The organism is Exiguobacterium sp. KKT215, assembly GCF_055635335.1.
Genome location: NZ_CM145756.1, coordinates 2,187,916 through 2,207,260, shown reverse-complemented (window position 1 = coordinate 2,207,260; position 19,345 = coordinate 2,187,916). Strand labels below are relative to the sequence as shown.

The 19,345-nt window shown below is 52.6% G+C and carries 19 protein-coding genes; 11 read left to right on the top strand and 8 right to left on the bottom strand.

Annotated features, from left to right (window positions below):
* Positions 1-63: 63 nt before the first annotated feature.
* Both ACZ2GZ_RS11495 and ACZ2GZ_RS11490 read right to left on the bottom strand, forming a co-directional pair.
* Positions 64-1,464, bottom strand: coding sequence for an MBL fold metallo-hydrolase (locus tag ACZ2GZ_RS11495; protein WP_470295290.1), 1,401 nt, complete (start codon positions 1,462-1,464; stop codon positions 64-66).
* 70 nt (positions 1,465-1,534) lie between these two features.
* Entirely contained in the window at positions 1,535-1,831 is a 297-nt protein-coding gene (locus ACZ2GZ_RS11490; protein ID WP_021066637.1) for a rhodanese-like domain-containing protein, read from the bottom strand.
* A gap of 113 nt (positions 1,832-1,944) precedes the next feature.
* On the opposite strand from ACZ2GZ_RS11490, the gene ACZ2GZ_RS11485 reads away from it, so the two are divergent.
* The 4 genes from ACZ2GZ_RS11485 to ACZ2GZ_RS11470 all read left to right on the top strand — a co-directional run bounded on the left by ACZ2GZ_RS11485 (position 1,945) and on the right by ACZ2GZ_RS11470 (position 5,956).
* Entirely contained in the window at positions 1,945-2,316 is a 372-nt protein-coding gene (locus tag ACZ2GZ_RS11485; protein ID WP_242679019.1) for a rhodanese-like domain-containing protein, read from the top strand.
* Between the two features lie 40 nt (positions 2,317-2,356).
* A complete protein-coding gene (locus ACZ2GZ_RS11480; RefSeq protein WP_029595924.1) occupies positions 2,357-3,136 on the top strand; it encodes a sulfite exporter TauE/SafE family protein in 780 nt (259 codons plus the stop codon).
* Between the two features lie 195 nt (positions 3,137-3,331).
* Complete coding sequence (locus ACZ2GZ_RS11475; protein WP_470295289.1) at positions 3,332-5,239, top strand: LTA synthase family protein; 1,908 nt, start codon at positions 3,332-3,334, stop codon at positions 5,237-5,239.
* Between the two features lie 102 nt (positions 5,240-5,341).
* Positions 5,342-5,956 carry a class I SAM-dependent methyltransferase gene (locus ACZ2GZ_RS11470; RefSeq protein WP_029595922.1) on the top strand — a complete coding sequence of 205 codons (615 nt, stop codon included), beginning with the start codon at positions 5,342-5,344 and terminating at the stop codon, positions 5,954-5,956.
* A gap of 19 nt (positions 5,957-5,975) precedes the next feature.
* Here ACZ2GZ_RS11470 and ACZ2GZ_RS11465 read toward each other — a convergent pair whose 3' ends face one another.
* The 4 genes from ACZ2GZ_RS11465 to ACZ2GZ_RS11450 all read right to left on the bottom strand — a co-directional run bounded on the left by ACZ2GZ_RS11465 (position 5,976) and on the right by ACZ2GZ_RS11450 (position 8,541).
* A complete protein-coding gene (locus ACZ2GZ_RS11465; RefSeq protein ID WP_021066752.1) occupies positions 5,976-6,170 on the bottom strand; it encodes a hypothetical protein in 195 nt (64 codons plus the stop codon).
* Between the two features lie 106 nt (positions 6,171-6,276).
* On the bottom strand, positions 6,277-6,825 hold the full coding sequence (locus ACZ2GZ_RS11460; protein WP_214837034.1) for a cysteine hydrolase family protein: 549 nt from the start codon (positions 6,823-6,825) through the stop codon (positions 6,277-6,279).
* A gap of 65 nt (positions 6,826-6,890) precedes the next feature.
* Positions 6,891-7,628, bottom strand: a complete 738-nt coding sequence (locus ACZ2GZ_RS11455) for an ABC transporter permease (RefSeq protein ID WP_021066754.1) — start codon at positions 7,626-7,628, stop codon at positions 6,891-6,893.
* A complete protein-coding gene (locus ACZ2GZ_RS11450; RefSeq protein ID WP_029595920.1) occupies positions 7,606-8,541 on the bottom strand; it encodes an ABC transporter ATP-binding protein in 936 nt (311 codons plus the stop codon). The genes ACZ2GZ_RS11455 and ACZ2GZ_RS11450 overlap by 23 nt, the downstream gene beginning before the upstream one ends.
* Positions 8,542-8,876: 335 nt before the next feature.
* Here ACZ2GZ_RS11450 and ACZ2GZ_RS11445 point away from each other — a divergent pair, with 335 nt between their 5' ends.
* The gene (locus tag ACZ2GZ_RS11445) at positions 8,877-11,723 is read left to right on the top strand and encodes a 2-oxoglutarate dehydrogenase E1 component (protein ID WP_470295288.1); all 2,847 of its coding nucleotides are present in this window, start codon (positions 8,877-8,879) and stop codon (positions 11,721-11,723) included.
* Between the two features lie 18 nt (positions 11,724-11,741).
* Positions 11,742-13,013 (top strand): 2-oxoglutarate dehydrogenase complex dihydrolipoyllysine-residue succinyltransferase, encoded by a 1,272-nt coding sequence (odhB, locus tag ACZ2GZ_RS11440; RefSeq protein ID WP_021066757.1) that lies wholly within the window; start codon positions 11,742-11,744, stop codon positions 13,011-13,013.
* A gap of 37 nt (positions 13,014-13,050) precedes the next feature.
* On the opposite strand, the gene ACZ2GZ_RS11435 is transcribed toward odhB, so the two are convergent.
* Complete coding sequence (locus ACZ2GZ_RS11435; RefSeq protein ID WP_214714023.1) at positions 13,051-14,646, bottom strand: diguanylate cyclase domain-containing protein; 1,596 nt, start codon at positions 14,644-14,646, stop codon at positions 13,051-13,053.
* 157 nt (positions 14,647-14,803) lie between these two features.
* Here ACZ2GZ_RS11435 and ACZ2GZ_RS11430 point away from each other — a divergent pair, with 157 nt between their 5' ends.
* The 4 genes from ACZ2GZ_RS11430 (at position 14,804) to ACZ2GZ_RS11415 (ending at position 17,669) form a co-directional block, all read left to right on the top strand.
* Positions 14,804-15,475: a DsbA family protein gene (locus ACZ2GZ_RS11430; protein ID WP_021066759.1), complete on the top strand. Its 672-nt coding sequence runs from the start codon at positions 14,804-14,806 to the stop codon at positions 15,473-15,475.
* Positions 15,472-15,888 (top strand): disulfide oxidoreductase, encoded by a 417-nt coding sequence (locus ACZ2GZ_RS11425; RefSeq protein ID WP_029595917.1) that lies wholly within the window; start codon positions 15,472-15,474, stop codon positions 15,886-15,888. Before ACZ2GZ_RS11430 ends, ACZ2GZ_RS11425 begins: the two co-directional genes overlap by 4 nt.
* An 11-nt stretch (positions 15,889-15,899) precedes the next feature.
* Entirely contained in the window at positions 15,900-16,487 is a 588-nt protein-coding gene (locus ACZ2GZ_RS11420) for an SCO family protein (RefSeq protein WP_470295610.1), read from the top strand.
* An 87-nt stretch (positions 16,488-16,574) separates the two neighbouring features.
* On the top strand, positions 16,575-17,669 hold the full coding sequence (locus ACZ2GZ_RS11415; protein ID WP_470295287.1) for an MBL fold metallo-hydrolase: 1,095 nt from the start codon (positions 16,575-16,577) through the stop codon (positions 17,667-17,669).
* Positions 17,670-17,694: 25 nt separating this feature from the next.
* Here ACZ2GZ_RS11415 and ACZ2GZ_RS11410 read toward each other — a convergent pair whose 3' ends face one another.
* Positions 17,695-18,912 (bottom strand): MFS transporter, encoded by a 1,218-nt coding sequence (locus tag ACZ2GZ_RS11410; protein ID WP_470295286.1) that lies wholly within the window; start codon positions 18,910-18,912, stop codon positions 17,695-17,697.
* A 163-nt stretch (positions 18,913-19,075) separates the two neighbouring features.
* Between ACZ2GZ_RS11410 and relB the strand changes: the two genes are divergently transcribed.
* A complete protein-coding gene (gene relB / locus ACZ2GZ_RS11405; protein ID WP_029595913.1) occupies positions 19,076-19,294 on the top strand; it encodes a type II toxin-antitoxin system RelB family antitoxin in 219 nt (72 codons plus the stop codon).
* Positions 19,295-19,345: the final 51 nt, after the last annotated feature.

The following is a 19,345-nucleotide window of genomic DNA, read 5'->3' as shown; positions in this document are numbered from 1 at the left end:
ACAATCCCTCCTAGAGAAAAAGCGCCCAGACGAGTGGGCGCTTTCTTTGTTTGTAGTATAGCATTAGCCGATTTGTTCTGCATTGAGGACAGTCTTCATCGCACCGTAGCCACCGAGGATGTTTTGGATATCCTTGTAGCCGAGTGATTGAAGCACGCTCGCGGCCATCCGTGAACGGACGCCTGACGCACAGTGAACGGCGATTGTTTGGTCTGTCGGGAGACCTTCGTGGTCGCGCGCCAACTTACCGAGTAGGATGCGCTCTGCTTTCTCATAGTGGCTCGCGTTCCATTCCGTCGCATTCCGGACGTCGAGGACGAAGACGTCACCTTTTTCAGCTGATTCAATCGCTTGTTCCGCTGTCACGTCCGTGTACGTTTCCGTCAAGAGTTCTTGATCGAGCTCTTCGACTGGGACGATGAAGCGGAGACGGTCGAGACCGATTGATTGAAGATCCGTCTGCACTTGTTCGACGTCTTCCGCGCTCGCGATGAGCGTGATGTCTTTGTCGAAGTTGACGAGCCAGCCGGCCCATGAGACGAATTTCGTGTTGTATGGGATGTTGATGGTGCCAGGGACGTGTCCTTTGGCGAATTCTTCCCCTGTACGTGTATCGACGACTTGTGTCTCGTCGACGAGCGTGTCGAGGCGGTCCGTACCGACGACTTCCGGACGAGCGATCATGTTCGTCACTTGAATGCCTTCTTTGTTTACTTTCTTCATCATTGCGAAGTAGTTCGGCGGTTCTGGTTGATCCGTCGTCAACTCTTTGATGAACGCATCTTGATCAGTCATTTGAAGTGCCCAGTTCGTCGCTTTCTCGTAACCGACTGTCGATGTCGGGATGGCGCCGAGCGCTTTCCCACAGGCACTGCCGGCACCGTGGCCCGGCCAGACTTGAACGAAGTCAGGAAGAGCTTTGAACTTCTTGAGCGAGTTGAACATTTGCTCGGCACCGATGGCTGTCGTTCCTTTTACGCCGGCTGCTTCTTCGAGCAGGTCAGGACGACCGATGTCGCCGACGAAGACGAAGTCGCCTGTGAAGATGCCCATCGGTTGTGTTTGGTTCCGGTCGTAGAGCAAGAACGAGATGTGTTCTGGCGTGTGACCTGGTGTATGCATGACTTCGAGTGTGACGTTACCGACTTTGAACGTGTCGCCATCTTTGACGAGTTTTGAATCGATGTCTTTCGCGAACGCATATTTCCATGACGCGTCACCTTCGTCTGAGAGATAAGCTGTTGAACCGGTGCGTTTCGCAAGCTCGAGTGAACCTGATACGAAGTCGGCGTGGATGTGAGTCTCAGCCGTCGCGACGATTTTCATGCCTTCTTTTTCAGCTTCCTGAAGATACGGTGTGATGTCACGGGCCGGGTCGATGACGACGGCTTCGCCGGTCATTTGGCAACCGACCATATAAGATGCTTGTGCTAATTTTTGATCATAGAAATAACGTAATAACATGTGGAATACCCCCTAAGAATAGTTGACTGTAAACGACTGTGTTTTTTTTAACTGTATATATAGAAGATTGTTAGACCGTTTCACCTGTCCAGCTCATCATGCCGCCATCGACGTTGACGACATCGAAGCCGAGTGAGTCGAGGTAAGCCGAAGCGTTCATGCTTCGTCCGCCTGCCGCACAGATGACGTGAATCGGTTTCGAACGATCGAGCTCATCGACTTTCGCACCGAATTCAGAGAGTGGGACGTTTTTCGCTTGCTTGATGTGGCCACCTGCAAATTCGTCTGTCTCTCGAACATCAATCAAGTTAAGCGTCTCATCAGATTGAAGCAACGTTTCTAGTTCAGTAGTCGAAATGGTTTTCATGAGTGATAAATCTCCTTTGTGATTCAAGAATTTTTGAAGTGAGTTTCTTTCGTTGTTTTCAATATACCCCCTGAGGTATACTGAATGCAAGAAAAAGAATCGGAGGTCGAAAATTGAAGAAAATCATGATGATTGTATCGATTTTAGTGCTAGCGACGGTCGGAATCGTTCTTTTTACGTCAGATGAGAGTGAAATTACAAAAATCGACGTCGAAACACTACAAAACAGATTGGAAAACGAAGAAATAACCTTGTTAGACGTCCGAGAAGTGGATGAATACGAGGGGGGGCATATTGAAGGAGCGGTGAACGCACCACTTTCATCATTAAATGCAACCGAATTACCTTATCCGAAAGATGAACCGATTTATGTCATCTGCCAGAGCGGAAATCGAAGTGCTCAAGCGGCACAGCTGTTGCAAGAACGTGGCTACACGGAAATTTATGATATCTCAGGCGGCATGATCGCTTGGGAACAACAATAAAACTTACTTATATAGAGGGTAGGGAATTGGAGGAGTTAATATGGAATTTGGATTTATTATCACCATCTTTTTGATCGGCTTTATCGGGTCGTTCATTTCGGGGATGGTCGGGATTGGCGGATCGATTATTAAATATCCGATGCTGTTGTACATTCCACCGCTTCTCGGCTTCGCAGCGTTCAGCGCCCATGAAGTATCGGGAATCAGCGCGATTCAAGTTTTCTTTGCGACAATCGGTGGGATTTACGCATACCGGAAAGGCGGCTACTTGAACAAGCAGCTCATCCTGTATATGGGTGTCGCCGTCTTGATCGGGAGTTTCATCGGCGGCTACGGCTCGACGCTCTTGTCTGAGAACTTGATTAACGTCGTCTACGCCGTGCTCGCGACGATTGCGACAATCATGATGTTCTTACCGAAAAAGAACGTCGAGGACGTCCCGCTCGACCAAGTCACATTCAATAAAGTGATTGCAGCGAGTTCGGCGTTCGTCGTCGGGGTGGCCGCGGGAATCGTCGGGGCGGCAGGCGCGTTCATTTTGATGCCGATTATGCTCGTCGTGCTCCGGATTCCGACGAAGATGGCGATCGCGAGTTCGCTCGCCATCACGTTCATCTCGTCAATCGGCTCGACAGCAGGGAAAATCATCACCGACCAAATTGTGTGGGAACCTGCCGTCATCATGATTATCGCCAGTTTGATCGCCGCACCGCTCGGCGCGAACGTCGGTAAAAACATGAAGACGAAATCACTGCAGATGATTTTAGCGTTACTCATTTTAGCGAGTACAGTAAAAATTTGGATGGATATCATCGGGTGAGCGAATCACTCGTAATCGGCTACCGAGGCGACTCGGTAGTCTTTTTTTCGTAAACATTGCAATCGGATTGTTAAGTTTGTGTATAGTTGTAAACGTCAATTAGTTGAATTGAGTTCAAGGGAACGTTAAAATATAGCTTATACGTCTAAAAAGAAAATGAATCTTTAACTTGAATTCCATATAAGGAGTGTTTACATGAATCCCATGAATCAATCGAAAGGAAGGATGGACCGCTTCCGCCAGACGGCGCTCGACTCGTTCAAGACACACCGTCTGTTTTGGATGTTCACCATCCTGTTATGGACGAAGTCGCTGATCGCGTATCAGTTCTTCTTCAATATGCCGGCCGAGAACGCGGTCCAGGCATTCATCCTCATCATCAACCCGCTCAGTTTCACGTTGTTCCTGTTCGCTTTCAGCTTCTTCTTTGGGGGGAATAAGCGGAAGTGGGCACTGTACAGTCTGTACCTCGTCTCCTCGCTCATCTTGTTCGCGGATACGACGTACTATCGTGAGTTCACAGACTTCTTGACCGTACCGGTCTTGTTCCAGTCGTCGAACATGGAGACGCTCTCGTCTTCATTCCTGTCGCTTCTCGAATGGAAAGACTTGCTTCTATTAGGGGACCTCGTCGTGCTTCCATTCCTATTACGGAAGATGAACGAGACGAGCCAGGCATCGCAACGCCGCGTCTTAATCACGTTCGGTGCGGCCGCGGCTTTGTTCGGGTTCAACCTCGTCCTCGCCGAAACGGAGCGTCCAGAACTGTTGACGCGCTCGTTCGACCGAGAGCTGTTGGTTAAAAACTTAGGAACGTTCAACTTCCACGTCTATGACGCCATGCTCCAAACGAAGACGTCGGCCCAGAAGGCGCTCGCAGACGGTTCTGAACTGGACGAAGTCGAGAACTTCACACGTCAGAACTATGCGGCTCCGGACCCGGAGATGTTCGGGAAGTATAGAGGCAAGAACGTGGTCGTCGTCTCGTTCGAGTCGGCCCAAAACTTCACGCACAACATGAAAGCGTCGAACGGCGAGTACATCACGCCGAACTTGAACAAACTGATCGAAGAGTCCCACTACTGGCCGAACTATTACCATACGACCGGCCAAGGGAAGACGTCAGATGCCGAGTTCGCACTCGATAACTCGCTTTACGGCCTCTCGCGTGGAGGAGTCTACTTCACGAACGCCGACAACGAATATAACGCGTTACCAGAAGTCATCAAAGATGATAACTATTACTCGGCCGTGTTCCACGCCAACAACAAATCGTTCTGGAACCGCGACCAGATGTATCAAAACATCGGCGTCGACAAGTTCTTTGACGAAGCCAGCTATGACCTCGGAAACCCCGAGGATATGACGGAGTGGGGTCTGCTCGATGATGAGTTCTTCCGCCAATCGGTACCGATGCTCGAAGAGCTACCGGAACCGTTCTATGCGAAGTTCATCACGCTCACGAACCACTTCCCGTATACGATGCCGAGTGAAAAGCACGAGCTCGTCCCGAAATTCGAGACGAACTCGACGACACTCAACAACTTCCCGCAAGCGCTCGCGTATCAAGATTATGCGCTCGGCTTGTTCATCGATGAGTTGAAGGCGAACGGCATGTGGGACGACACGATTTTCGTCGTCTACGGTGACCATTACGGCATCTCGACGAACCATAATGACGCGATGGCCGACTTGCTCGGCAAAGACGAGTTGACGCCATACGATGTGGCTAAACTTCAAGCGGTTCCGTTCGCGATCCACTTACCGGGCCAAGACAAGGGTGAAGTGCACGAGACAATCGGAAGTCACGTCGACATGAACCCGACGATTCAGCACTTGCTCGGAATCGATACGTCTGAACAGGTCGGATTCGGGAATGACTTGTTCTCGAAAGAGCATTATGACCGCGCCATCTTCCGTGATGGAACGGTCGTGACGCAAGACCATCTGTTCACGCAGTCGATGTGTTATGACGCCAAGACTGGCGAAGTCGCTGAAGATGGTGCAGCATGTACGCCACTTGAAGAAGAAGCGAACAAAATCCTCGAGATGAACGATCAGCTCATCTATTCGGATTTACTCCGCTTCAAGCAAGACCAATAACGAGGAGAGAAAAGGTTGGAGACAATCTTTTCTCTTTTTTTGTGGTCGTGGCGTGCTAGGAAGACTAAGATGAAAGCACAGTAGCTTTCCAAAGGAGAATTTATGACATTAGATTATACGGGAGAACGGGTCATCCCAGATCGCATGGACCCGCTGAACGGCTTGTTGCTCGAACATATCGCCCGTTACCATTTCGCCTTGTTATACATGAACGGACGCGTCCTCGATTTTGCGAGTGGGAGTGGATATGGCAGTCAATTGATTGCGAAGAACTTGAAAGGGATCGTGACCGAGGTCGTCGCTGTCGACTTGTCAGAAGAGGCGACACGTTATGCGAAAGGGCGTTATCACCATCCGAACGTCAACTATATCGTCGGCGATGTCGTCGACCGGACGTTGCCGGACAAACTGGGGACGTTCGATTGCATCGTCAGCTTCGAGACGATTGAACATGTCACCGACTATGAGGCGTTCATGGCGAACGTGTGGGACTTATTGAAGCCAGGCGGAATCTTGGTGTTGTCGACACCGTTCGGTCAAGGCGTTGGGCAACCGACGAATGAGCCCTTCCATGCCCATCAGTTCACTGAGGCCGAGTTTGAGGAATTATTTACGGCCTTCACATCGACCGAGTTCTATTACCAGCGAGGCGTGCTCGTCGAACCGAAGCGGGGGACGCGTCATTATCCAATCGGCATCACCGTCGCGGTCAAATAAAAAATCCCGATGAACGAGGTCATCGGGTAATGAAATAGTATAACAGGCCGAGCGCCAAAAATGAGACCGGGAACAAGACGATATACGTCCACGACACCATTGACCAGCTTTTCTTTTGATTGTAGTCTGATTTGTCTTTCCCGAGTCCGACCATGATCGTAAAAATGAGGGCAAGCACGCAAACGAGTAACGATAATCCAATTGTGAGATACATGTTGTCACATCCTTCATTGTTTCTTCATATATCAAGCATAGCTGAAAACAAAACGAAAAAGCCTCTGAAATGTTGGGATTATGTGTCCAACAATCAGAGGCTTTTATCACACCTGGGTATCTTTTATATACGTGTCGGCATCATCGGTCGAAATGCCGAGCGCCTCGTGGATGACGGTCAAGGCGCTGTCGTTGCGCTTGTCCGTCTCGGCGGCGACACAGTCGCGCGGGACGTGGAGCTCATACTCGCGCATATAGCCGTCGTTCGCCGAGAACAAGATACAGATGTCCGAGGCGACACCGGTCAGGACGAGCGATGTGACCTCAAGTTGACGCAACAAGATATCGAGCTGCGTCCCGTAAAACGTCGAGTGCCTTGGTTTGATGATGAAATACTCTTTGTCTTCCGGTGCAATCCGTTTTGCGATGGCGCTGCCTTTCGACGACTCGACGTGACGGATGATATCCTCGGTGCTGTCTTTCCACTGACCGAAGTTGTCGTTGCAATAGATGACCGGCCAATCGTTCGCCTTAAAATGACGCTTCAGTTTTAATATCGGGTCGACAATTGGTTCCGTGTTTCGAAGTAGGTCCTCCCCGCCGACAAAGTCGAAATCATTGAACATGTCGATGATGAGTAACGCCGTCTTTGACATCGTGGTCCCTCCATTCAAAATGAGTCTCACATTATGAAGTACCACTCTGCCGACGGCGTTAATCGTCATTCAGCAAACGTTTTGCTCCGGAATACGAATGCAGTGATGATATAGAACGCGACGATATGAATCAACACATAGAACGCCGAGAACCAAATCGTTACGTCCATTGTTTCCATGAAGCCAGGGCTCTGGTAATAAATCGACAGGTCCGTATGCAAGAAGACGATCCATTTGGCAATGTCCGGCTTCCAAGCGATAAGAAGTCCGCCAATCATCGTCGAAACGAAGTTGGCAAGTACGGTGAAACCAATGACGACGCCAACGGACTTGAAGACGACCGAGAACATGAGCGTCAAGAAGATGACGAACACGCCGCTCGAGACACTAAGTAAGACGTTGCGGAACTGCTCGAACGTCAATGCTCCGTCGAGCGTCCAGGCGAAGCCATATGTGACGGCAAGGATGAACACGAATTGGACGAGCATAATCAAGAGCGCGGCGACAAGTTTCGAGAGTAAAATCCGGTCACGCGAGTACGGGCTCATGAGCAAGTGCTTCAACGTATCAAATTTCAACTCATTTCCAATCATCTCGGCTGTGAACACGATTGTGAAAATACCGAGGAACGTCATGGCGGCCATCGTCGCATAGTTGACGAATGTTTCCGCGTCACCTGGATTGTCGCCGCTCCGGACGATGAAGTACGTCAAGATGATAATCCCGGTATACATGCCGAGCGCTATCAACGGTTTGATCGTGCGGCGCCACTTCATAAATTCATTGGCTAGTAATGAACGCATTGTTCGTGCCTCCTTCTTTCTTCGTCACTTTCAAGAACTGCTCCTCAAGTGTCTCGTGCTTCATGCCGATTTGATAGACCGCGATGTCGCGATCGACAAGATGTTTCAACAAGTGCGGGATATCCGTTTCCGGACGTGGGACGATGAACGTCTCGGCCGATTGTTGAATGATTTTCACGTCATCGAACGCGAGTGCGACGACATCGAGCGCCTCGTTCATTTGTTTGCGGTCGACCTTACAGAGGATGACGCTCTCCGTCTTCGCTTCGCCGTCACCTTGAATCGATTTGATTTGTCCTTGGTCGATGATGGCGAACCGATCGGTGATCAGTTCCATCTCGCTCAATAAATGACTTGAGATGAGGATGGCGATGCCGCGATGGTCGGCTAAATGCCGTAAGTAGTTACGCAAATCGGCGATTCCGGCCGGGTCGAGCCCGTTCGTCGGTTCGTCGAGAATCAAAACTTTCGGGTTATGGAGTAGGGCACGGGCAATCCCGAGGCGCTGTTTCATCCCGAGCGAGTATTGTTTTACTTTCATATCAAGTTTCGTCTCGAGTCCGACGAGGGCGCCGAGGGCGTTCAAATCGACTTTCTTTAGGCCGGGAATCAAGTTCATCGCGTGAATCAAGTTCTCGCGGCCCGTCAAATATGGATAGAAGGCCGGGTTCTCGACGATGGCTCCGATGCGACTAAGCGCTTGTTGGCGATCTGTTGAGACGTCGAACCCGTCGACGGTCACAGTTCCGTGTGTCGCCGGCATGAGTCCGGTGATGATGCGGATCGTCGTCGTCTTCCCGGCGCCGTTCGGTCCAAGGAATCCGAAGATTTCTCCAGGGGTGACGTCAAAACTGACGTTTGTCAGGACGTTCGTCTGCCCCATTTTCTTGTGTACGTTTTGTACGGATAACATAAGGTCACCTTGCTTTCGTTGAGAGTATTTTCCAACTGGATTACCGTACTATACGGGGCAGATTGAAACAAGGTTTCACCTATTTTTGAAATTGTTGAAACAAACGCATGATTTCACAATTTGTTGATAAGGAAAACTTATTGAAATAGTATGGACGAATTGTGAATTTGAAAGGGTCTTTCCATATGGAAAGGTGTAGTATGGAGAGGAGAGAAAGAGGCAAGATTTGGCTCTTTTTGCAGGACGAATCAGAAGGATGAACTGCTTCGTGCTTAATGTTAAAATGAAAGCGTTCACACATCGGGCGCACAGGAACGGATAGGGGGATTTATTCAATGGGAGAGTCGTCGAACGGTCGCGAAGAAGTGCAAGCATTTTATGGTCCAAACTTAGGCTATATCGTTGAATTGTACGAGCAGTATGTGGAAGACCCAGAATCAGTCGATGCGGAGACGCGTCAATACTTTGACGAACACGGGGCACCGGAAACGAGCGCACCTGTCGCGCCGGCTGCATCGTTTGATTTAGAGAAAGTCGTGGCAGCGACACGGTTGGTCAATGATATCCGGGCACTCGGCCATAAAGCGGCCGACATCTATCCGCTCAAAGACCACCCGCGCGAGCACGGCTTATTTGCGTTTGACCGCTACGGGTTGAGTGAAGCGGACCTCGAGCAAGTACCGGCTCACTTGTTGTCGGAAGACGTGCCGAAGCCGGGTGCGAACGCGCTCGAGCTCGTTCGTCACTTGCTTGACGTCTATACAGGACCGGTCGCCATCGAGCTCCGTCACTTGGATGACATGGAAGAGAAGCGTTGGATTCGCCGCCGCATCGAGCAGGGCGCACTCAAAGCGAAATACTCGAAGAACGAGAAAATCGAGTTGTTCCAACGTCTAGCGGAAACAGAGTTGTTCGAGTCGTTCCTTCATAAGACATACGTCGGACAAAAACGCTTCTCAATCGAAGGGCTCGACGCGATGGTGCCGCTCCTTGACGCCATGGTCGGCGGCCTCATCTCGAGCGGGTCAGAACATATCAACATCGGGATGGCCCACCGTGGACGCTTGAACGTGCTCGCGCACGTGCTCGGCAAACCGTATGAGATGATTTTCGCTGAGTTCCAGCACGCTCCGAATAAAGAATTGATTCCGTCGGAAGGATCGATCGGCATCAACTTCGGTTGGTCCGGCGACGTGAAATATCACCTCGGTCTCGACCGCAGAGTGTTAGAAGAGAAGAAAGAAGTCCGCTTGAACCTCGCCAACAACCCGAGTCACCTCGAGTTCGTCGGTTCGGTCGTCGAAGGGTATACGCGCGCCGCGCAAGACGACCGCTCTGAAAAAGGGATGGCCGTCCAACATGACGACAAGGCGGCATCAATCTTGATTCACGGGGATGCTGCGTTCCCAGGTCAAGGCATCGTCGCCGAGACGCTCAACATGACGAACTTGAATGGTTATCGTACAGCCGGGACGGTCCACGTCATCGCCAACAACACGATTGGCTTCACGACCGACCCGAGCGACTCGCGCTCGACACGTTATGCGAGTGATATCGCCAAAGGCTATGAGATTCCGGTGTTCCACGTCAATGCGGACGATCCGGAAGCATGTGTCGCTGTCGCTAAATTGTGCAGCGAGTATCGCGCCAAGTTCCATAAAGACATTCTCGTCGACTTGGTCGGCTACCGCCGCTACGGTCATAACGAGATGGATGAGCCGATGAACACGAACCCAGTGCTCTATAAGGCCATCAAAGAACACAAATCGGTCCGTCATGTCTATGCCGACGTGCTCGAAGCGGAAGGCGTCATGTCGAAAGAAGACAAAGCGACGATCGAGCAATCGATTGAAGACCGTCTCAAATCGGCCCGTGACCTCGTCCCGGCCGAAGAAGAAGATGCCGACATCATCTTGCCGGAAGCGGTCCACAAAGGCTTCCCGTTCGTTGAGACAGGCGTCGAACGTGACGTGCTCCAGCAATTGAATGACGAACTGCTCGTCTGGCCGGAAGGCTTCGGCGTGTTCCATAAGCTGCAAAAAGTGCTCGACCGTCGCCGTGACGTGTTCGCGGACAACGGGAAAGTCGACTGGGGCCATGCCGAGACGCTCGCTTACGCCTCGATCATCTCGGACGGCACACCAATCCGTTTGAGCGGACAAGATTCGGAGCGCGGTACGTTCGCGCAACGTAACATCATGTTGAACGATGTCGAGACGGGCAAGAAGTTCTCGCCGCTCCACCACTTGTCGACGGCGAACGCCTCGTTCTCGGTCCACAACAGCCCGCTCTCAGAAGGATCGGTGCTCGGTTTCGAATACGGCTATAACGTCTTCGCCCAAGACACGCTCGTGCTTTGGGAAGCCCAGTACGGCGACTTCGCCAACTCGGCCCAGGTCATGTTCGACCAGTTCATCTCGGCCGGTCGAGCCAAATGGGGACAGAAGTCAGGTCTCGTCATGCTGTTGCCACACGGTTATGAAGGCCAAGGGCCAGAGCACTCGAGCGCCCGCATGGAGCGTTACTTGACGCTCGCTGGAGAGAAAAACTGGACGGTCGCGAATTTGTCGACGGCCGCGCAGTACTTCCACATCTTGCGTCGTCAGGCGAAGATGCTCGGCACGGAACAAATCCGTCCGATGATCATCATGACACCGAAGAGCCTGCTCCGTCATCCGCTTGCAGCCTCATCGGTCGATGAACTGTCAGACAATAACTTCCGTCCGATCATCGAACAAGTTGGTCTCGGTGAGAATCCGGAGCAAGTCGAACGTCTCGTCTTCTGTTCAGGGAAGATGGCAATCGATTTGCAAGAAGCGACGATGAAGTCAGACGAGTCACTCGACTTCCTGCACATCATCCGCGTCGAAGAAATCTATCCGTTCCCGGTCCGTGAGATCCGTGAATTGATCAGCCGCTATCCGAACGCGAAAGAGATCGTCTGGGTCCAAGAAGAGCCGAAGAACATGGGGGCATGGACGTATATCGAGCCTCGTCTCGAAGCGGTCACATCGAACCGTCTGAACGTCCGCTACGTCGGCCGTCGCCGCCGTTCAAGCCCGGCTGAAGGGAATCCGACAGCCCATAAACAAGAGCAAGCACGCATCATCCGTGAAGCCATCTCACGTGACGCCGTCTCGGCTGCTGCCGGCACGAGCACATACCAAAAAGATCGTAAATAAGTTAAGGGGGAACTCATTGTGATCGAAATCAAAGTACCGGAATTAGCAGAGTCCATTACGGAAGGAACGGTCGCGTCATGGCTTAAACAGCCAGGCGACCACGTCGAAAAAGGGGAAGCCATCGTCGAACTCGAGACAGACAAAGTCAACATCGAGGTGCCGGCAGATGAGTCGGGTACGCTCGACGAGCAATTGGCGGCCGAAGGGGACACGGTCCAAGTCGGACAAGTGATCGCTCGCCTCAGCTCAGGTACTGGTGGCGGCACGGCTGTCGCGACGAAGACAAAAACGGAAGCGGCGACAGAAACTGCTCCAGCACCAGCCGAGACGAAAGTCGAAGCGGTCGGAGAAGCGAAGAAAGTCGAGCGCCGTGAAGAACACGTCGCGAGCCCAGGCAAAGGACCGATCGCGACACCGGCGGCCCGCAAATTGGCTCGTGAGAAAGGCATCGATTTGTCAGCCATCCAAACGAACGACCCGATTGGCCGCATCAACGTCCATGACGTGACGAGCCACGAGTCGAAACCGGCACCGACGCCACAAGCACCGAAAGCTCCGGCAGCGGCACCGCAACCAGCAGCGAGCGGCAAAGACGAAGAGCGCATCAAAATGACGCGCCGTCGTCAAACGATTGCCAACCGTCTCGTCGAAGTTCAACAGACGGCAGCGATGCTGACGACGTTCAACGAAATCGATATGTCGGCTGTCATGGCGCTCCGCAAACGTCGCCAAGAGAAGTTTATCAAAGACAATGACGTCAAACTCGGTTTCATGTCGTTCTTCACGAAGGCGGCCGTTGCGGCACTCAAACGGATGCCGTACTTGAACGCTGAGATTCAAGGCAACGAGATCGTCTTGAAAAAATACTATGACATCGGTATCGCCGTGTCGGCTCCGGACGGCCTCGTCGTCCCGGTCGTCCGCGAAGCGGATCGCAAGAACTTCGGTGAAATCGAGAAAGACATCTTGCACCTCGCCGATAAAGCACGCAATAACAAGCTCGGGTTGAGCGACCTCACAGGTGGAACGTTCACGATCACGAACGGTGGCGTCTTCGGCTCACTCTTGTCGACACCGATCTTGAACGGCCCACAAGTCGCGATTCTCGGGATGCACTCGATTCAACTCCGCCCAATCGCTATCGACGCGGAAACGATGGAGAACCGCCCGATGATGTACGTGGCGCTCTCGTATGACCACCGCATCGTCGATGGTCGTGAGGCCGTGACATTCCTCAAGCACATTAAAGACATGATTGAAGATCCAGAACAATTGTTGTTCGAAGCGTAATACAAGAAGGTCCATGCCGAGCGGCATGGACCTTTGCTTATGCGATGAGCGTCTCATCGAGCGTGATTTGATGCTTTCCGTTCGCCTTTGAGCGATAGAGCGCCTGGTCCGCCCGTTCAATGGCGGCGTGTGGCACCGTCTCCGTCTGCCAGAGCGAGGCGCCGATACTTGCCCCTACGCTTGTCGTCCCGCCTTCAATGGCGATCGGTTCGGACAGGGAAGTGATGAGGTCTTGTCCGATTTGAGTGATCAATCGTTCACTCTTTCCATTCCGTTCGAACAAGAGGAAGAACTCGTCACCGCTCAACCGGACCGGATAGGCACCATCGAGCGTCACGCGTTTCAACCGTTCGGCAATCTCAATCAAGACATCATCGCCCGTGGCGTGTCCATACGTGTCGTTGACGGCTTTGAAACCGTCGAGGTCGATATAGAAACAGACGTACTCGTTCTTCGTCGCTTGGGCTTCGTTCAAATAGTGTCGAAGCGCCGTCCGATTCGCGAGTCCGGTCAAGACGTCACGGTTGGCGAGTGACTCGTAATGGACACGTTCTGTCTCAGATTCGGTGAGAGACGAGACAAGTGACTCGAGGGCGAATGCGAGCGATTCAATCTCATGAATCCCAGACTGATGCGGGAACGTCTTGGCCTTCCCTTGCTTCATCAGAGCAGCCGTCTCAGTGATCCGTTGTAACGGTCGCGTCACGATCGAGGCGAGGAACCATCCGAGCGTAGACGTCACGAGCGAGGCGATGAGACCGATCCATAATATTTTGTTCTCTAGTTCGATGACCGGGGCGAACGCGACTTCGGTCGGTTGGCGAACGACGACACTCCAACCGAGTCCGGCGTAATCTTCATAACCTTCACCGGTGGCGACACCAGTCAAATAAGAAGTTCCGTCTTGCCACGTGTCGACGTGCCAGCCTTCTTTCAATGACGTCGGGAGCGGTTTGCCGACGAGGTGGTCGGGACCGAGCAACACCGTGTTGTCACGTCCGCTGACGACGAACAAGTCGGTATACTCGGACTGATGGTGGAGCGTCCGGTTGAAGTGGCGGAGCACTTCATTGCCCCATTCCCAACTGAGGTGGGTCGCGAGCACGCCTTGGAAGGTCCCGTCACGGACGAGCGGGACGCTGATGTCGACGAACTGGAGGACTTCGCCACTCGGGTTCGGCAACAGCTCGGCGAGCAACACGGCTTCATGCACATCGCCGATAAACGGCTCAGTCTGTGCCTCGAGGAAAACAGGGCGCTCTTTGATGCTGGCGCCTTCTAAGATTCCGTTCGTCGAAGCGACGACGTTCCCCGACGCGTCGGTCACGCCCATCCACGAGAAAGCGGGGATGTTCGTCTGGACCTGGTCGAGCAGGGCCCGGCTCGAGGCAGGGTCGTTCAAGGCGTCAAGCCCTTGAAGTAATTGCACTTCTTGATAGCGTGACCACATGTAAAAGTCGAGCTTGTCGACGAGCTGATGCGACGTCATCGACAACCGTTCCCCAATCTCCGCTTCGAGCGAGGCGGCGGAACGTTGACTCGTCATATACGTAAGCGTGATAGTGAGTAAAAAAACGAGTGTGGCGATGCTGAGCGCCAAAATGAGACCGAGACGCATCGAAAATGATTTCATGAACAAATTCCTCCTACAATAACAACATCCACTTTGTTCATCGTCATTTTTTCCATGACATGAAGCAAAGTTGAGAAAAAACAAGGTCGATTTCGTGGAAACAGATAGCGCTTTCGTTATAATGAAAGACGAATCGATACAAATAGAGGTGAAACGATTGAAACAGAACAAACTATTAGTCATCGCGACACTGCTCGCGGTCGCCCTCGTGGCCGTCGTGGTCGTCTTGATGAATCAACCGACCGAACAAGCCGAGACGGCGGCACCGGCGACGACAGAACACGTGTCGACGGAAGGTCAGCCGACGCTCGGTGATGCAGACGCACCCGTCTCGGTCGTCGAATTCGGGGATTACAAATGCCCGTCTTGTAAACAGTGGGGCGAAACGGTCTATCCGAAGTTGAAAGAAGACTATATCGATACAGGGAAAATCAGTTTCAGCTACATTAACGTCCTGTTCCACGGACAAGAGTCGATTTTGGCATCGCTCGCGTCTGAGTCGGTGTATAAACAAGACCCGGACGCGTTCTGGGAGTTCCATAAGGCGCTTTACGACGCGCAACCGGCGAGTCAACAGCACGACGAGGCATGGGTCACGGTTGAGCGGTTGACAGAGATTGCGAGCGAGACGACATCGGTCGACGTGGCGAAGCTCGAGGACGATTTGAGTGAGAACTCGACGGTGCTCGAACAGGTGAGTCTCGATGACGGGCTCGTCAAAGAGCACGGTGTCCAGTTCACACCGTCAATCATGATTAACGGCGTCATGCTCGAGGACCCGTTCGATTACGAGACGATTGAGCGATTGATTGAGCAAGGCACGCCATGAAGCAGTCATTCTTGACCCGTTATGGTCTGTATCTCGCTTGGCTCGTCGCCCTCATGGCGACGCTCGGCAGTCTTTATTTCAGCGAGATTCGCGAGTTCGTGCCATGTGAGCTCTGCTGGATTCAACGCATCTTTATGTATCCGCTCGTCATCTTGCTCGGGGTCGCCGTGTTCACGGACGACCGGGCGGTGAAGAAGTATGTATTGCCGCTCTCCATCCTCGGAGGCCTGGTTTCACTGTACCATTATTTGGTTCAAAAAGTACCCGGTTTCGCCGATATCAAGCCGTGCGTGCAAGGCGTACCGTGCAACGTACAATACATCAACTGGTTCGGGTTCGTGACGATTCCGTTCCTTGCCTTGACGGCATTTACTTTGATCACGCTCCTCGTCTGGCGCGTGAGACGCAATTGACAATGAAGGAGATGGAACGTGTGAAGAAATGGATGCTCATCGGATTGATCAGCTTGATGGCGGTGCTCGCCGCGTGCGGCGAGGAGATTGAAGACCCGCTCAATTGGGAGATCGAGTCGTTCGACTATATGAATCAAAATGAAGAGATGGTTAGTCTGGACGATTTGAAGGGCAAAGTTTGGATGGCCGACTTCGTCTTCACGAGCTGTGAGACGGTCTGTCCACCGATGACGTACAACATGACGAAACTCAATGAAGCGCTCGTCGAGGAAGGCGTCGAAGACGTCCAATTCGTGTCGTTCAGCGTCGACCCGACCGTCGATACGCCGGACAAGATTCAAGCGTTCATGGCTGATTACGACTTGGCGAAAGCCGATTGGCAATTCTTGACGGGCTATTCGCAAGAAGAGATTGAGGCGTTCGCGCAACAAAACTTCAAAGCGCTCGTCCGCAAACCGTCAGAAGGCACCCAAGTGGATCACGCGACGTGGTTCTATCTCGTCGACCAGGACGGGAAAATCATCAAGGCGTATCAAGGATTCCAAGACGTGCCAATCGAGGACATCGTCAATGACATCAAGATTTTACAGAACTCATAAGACGGCCCGTGCCGTCTTTTTTGTATTCGAAAACAGGGGAATCGGCGTTGGTGCCGTATAATGAATAAGGTAGAGGAGTGGATGGAATTGAAGAAGACACTATTATTTTCATTGATGGGCCTGGCTGCCGTGACAGGTACCGTGCTCACGCAGTATAAACCGCTCGGGAAAAAGCCGAAGGCGCTCCGGTCGCCGAACCTGGTGAACGGCAAGTTCCAGAATCAGCTCGAGACGCCGATGCGGTTCTCATCGGACGACATGATCTCGATGTCGAAGGAATATTTGAATCCGGACTCGCTCCGGAAACCGAGCGAGCGCTTACCGGTCGTCCCGATCGACTTCAGCGAGAAACTCGGTTCAAGCTTCACACGCATCTATTGGCTCGGACACTCGGCGATGCTCGTCCAAATGGACGGTAAGACGATGCTCGTCGACCCGATGTTCGGCCGGAGCCCATCGCCGCTCCCGTTCGCGAAGAACGAGCGGTTCAGCGAAGACTTGCCGTTCGAGCTCGACGACTTGCCGGACATCGATGTCGTCTTGCTCACGCACGACCATTACGACCATTTGGACTATGCGACGATTCAAGCGATTCAAGACAAGGTCGCCGTCTTCATCGTCCCGCTCGGCGTCGGTAGCCACTTGAAACGGTGGGGCGTCGGGGCGGAACGCATCGTCGAGCGCGATTGGGGCGGGACGTTTGACTTCGGCTCATGGACGTTCGTCTGTACGCCGGCTCGGCACTTCTCGGGCCGCTCGCTCACCGACCGCAACGCGACGCTCTGGGCGTCATGGGTCGTCCTCGGCGAGACGGACCGCCTGTTCTTCAGCGGGGACGGCGGGTATGGACCACACTTCAAAGAAATCGGCGACGCGTACGGACCGTTCGATTTCGCGGCTCTCGAATGCGGACAATACGATGAGCGCTGGCCGGACGTGCACATGCAACCGAGTGAGACGGCACAGGCGTTCCGTGACGTGCGGGCCGACAAGATGCTCCCAATCCATTGGGGCGCGTTCACGTTATCGTTCCATGCCTGGTTCGACCCAGCTGAGCAGATGGTGGGGCTCTTACCACGAGAGGACGTGCTCACGCCGCGTATCGGTGAGCGGATCACACTCGACGGACGGAACGACACGACCAACTGGTGGCGTGACATCGAAGACATGAACAAGCGCTGACCGAATTTGGTCAGCGCTTGTTTTGTTAGGAGGAAATCCGTTCGATTTCGTCCGTTTCGATATGAAGTTTGTGTTTGCGCGTATAGACGAGGAACGCTGCTGTCATGAGGATCGAGCTGATCCCGAACAAGACGACCATGAGCTGTAAGCCGATCAAATCGAGGAAGAAGCCAGTGACGAGCAACACGACTTGGAAGACGATCCGGTCGAGCATGTTCCGGAATGAGAAGAAGCGGCCGTGATAGTCTTTCGGCATCCGTGTCTGGAAAATCGTCACGGCCGTCGGGAAGAAGCAACCGACCGAGAAGCCGAACAAGACGAATGCGGCGATCGAGACGGCCGGGATGTCGGCGAAGTAAAGCATGAGCTGGGCGATCCCAATCAAAAACGAGAACGTGAACAAGATGGAGAACACGGAGAACTTCTCACCGATCCGTTTGATGAGGAACGCACCGACCATGAAGGCAATCCCTTCGGCCGTGTAAATCCATCCTTTGATCGCCGTCGAATCTTGCAGCTCGCTAATGTTGATGACGAGCAAGTTGAACCCGCCGATGAAGAGGAGCGGGATGAGCGTCATGACGAGTGTCATAAAGATGACCGGAATCGATTTGATGATTGGAAAGACGTCCTTGAACCCGCCGGACGATTTCGCGTCCACTTTCTTCGCAGATGGGACGGTCGTCTCGTCGATCTTCAAGAACCACGTCGCGACGGCGAGAAGCAGATAAGCGACAAGCGAGAGCGCGTAGACGTCCCGAAGTGAGATGAGCGTGAGCAAGATGCCGGCAATGGCCGTCCCGATGACACGCGACAGCGTCGACACGTTCATATGCACCCCGTTCAAGGCGAGCAGCTCCCGTTCCTTGACGATGAGCGGGATGGCGGCCTGGAGTGCCGGGAAGTAGAACGCGGCCGACCCTTGCAGGAAGACGAGGAAGACGACCATCCACAGCACGCTTCCCGTCTCGATGGCGACGAACATGAATAGAACGCTCAGCGCCCGGACAATACTTGAGATGAGCATGATTTTCTTTTTCGAGCCTTGGTCGGTGAGACGGCCGGCGAGCGGCCCGATGGCGACCCCGGCGAGCAATCCGCCAGCGAGGATGAGCGCCTTGACGAAGTCAGACGGCACTTTCTCCTGCATGAATTCCAAGTTGCCGATGATGCCGAGCCAAAGCCCTAGACCGGCGACGAACTCCCCGGTCAAGATGATCCAGACGTTGCGATTTTTCCACATATGGTTAAGTCCTCGATTCTTATTAGGTAATAATAATTATCCTTCAGAACGATTTAGAAAGCTACAAAAAAGAAGCCGGGATTCGGCTTCCGAGAGATATAAGTTTTGACTACATGAACATTTCCATTTTGTAATACAATGTTCCATATAGGAGGTCGATTGTATGAGGACGATATCTTTTGAACTCAACGAAGAAGACGAGCGTCTGATTAGAGCGTATGCGAAGTCTAAGAACCTCTCCCTCTCGACTCTCGTTCGGGACACTGTCTTTGAACGTATCGAGAATGAACTCGATTTGAAATTTTACAACGAAGCAATGCATAGGCACAAAGAACGTTCTGAAACCATTTCATTTGAGGATATGATGAAAGATTTAAATTAACAAAAAAGCATTCGTCCAAATATGGGCGAATGCTTTGCTTTTATTCGTTTC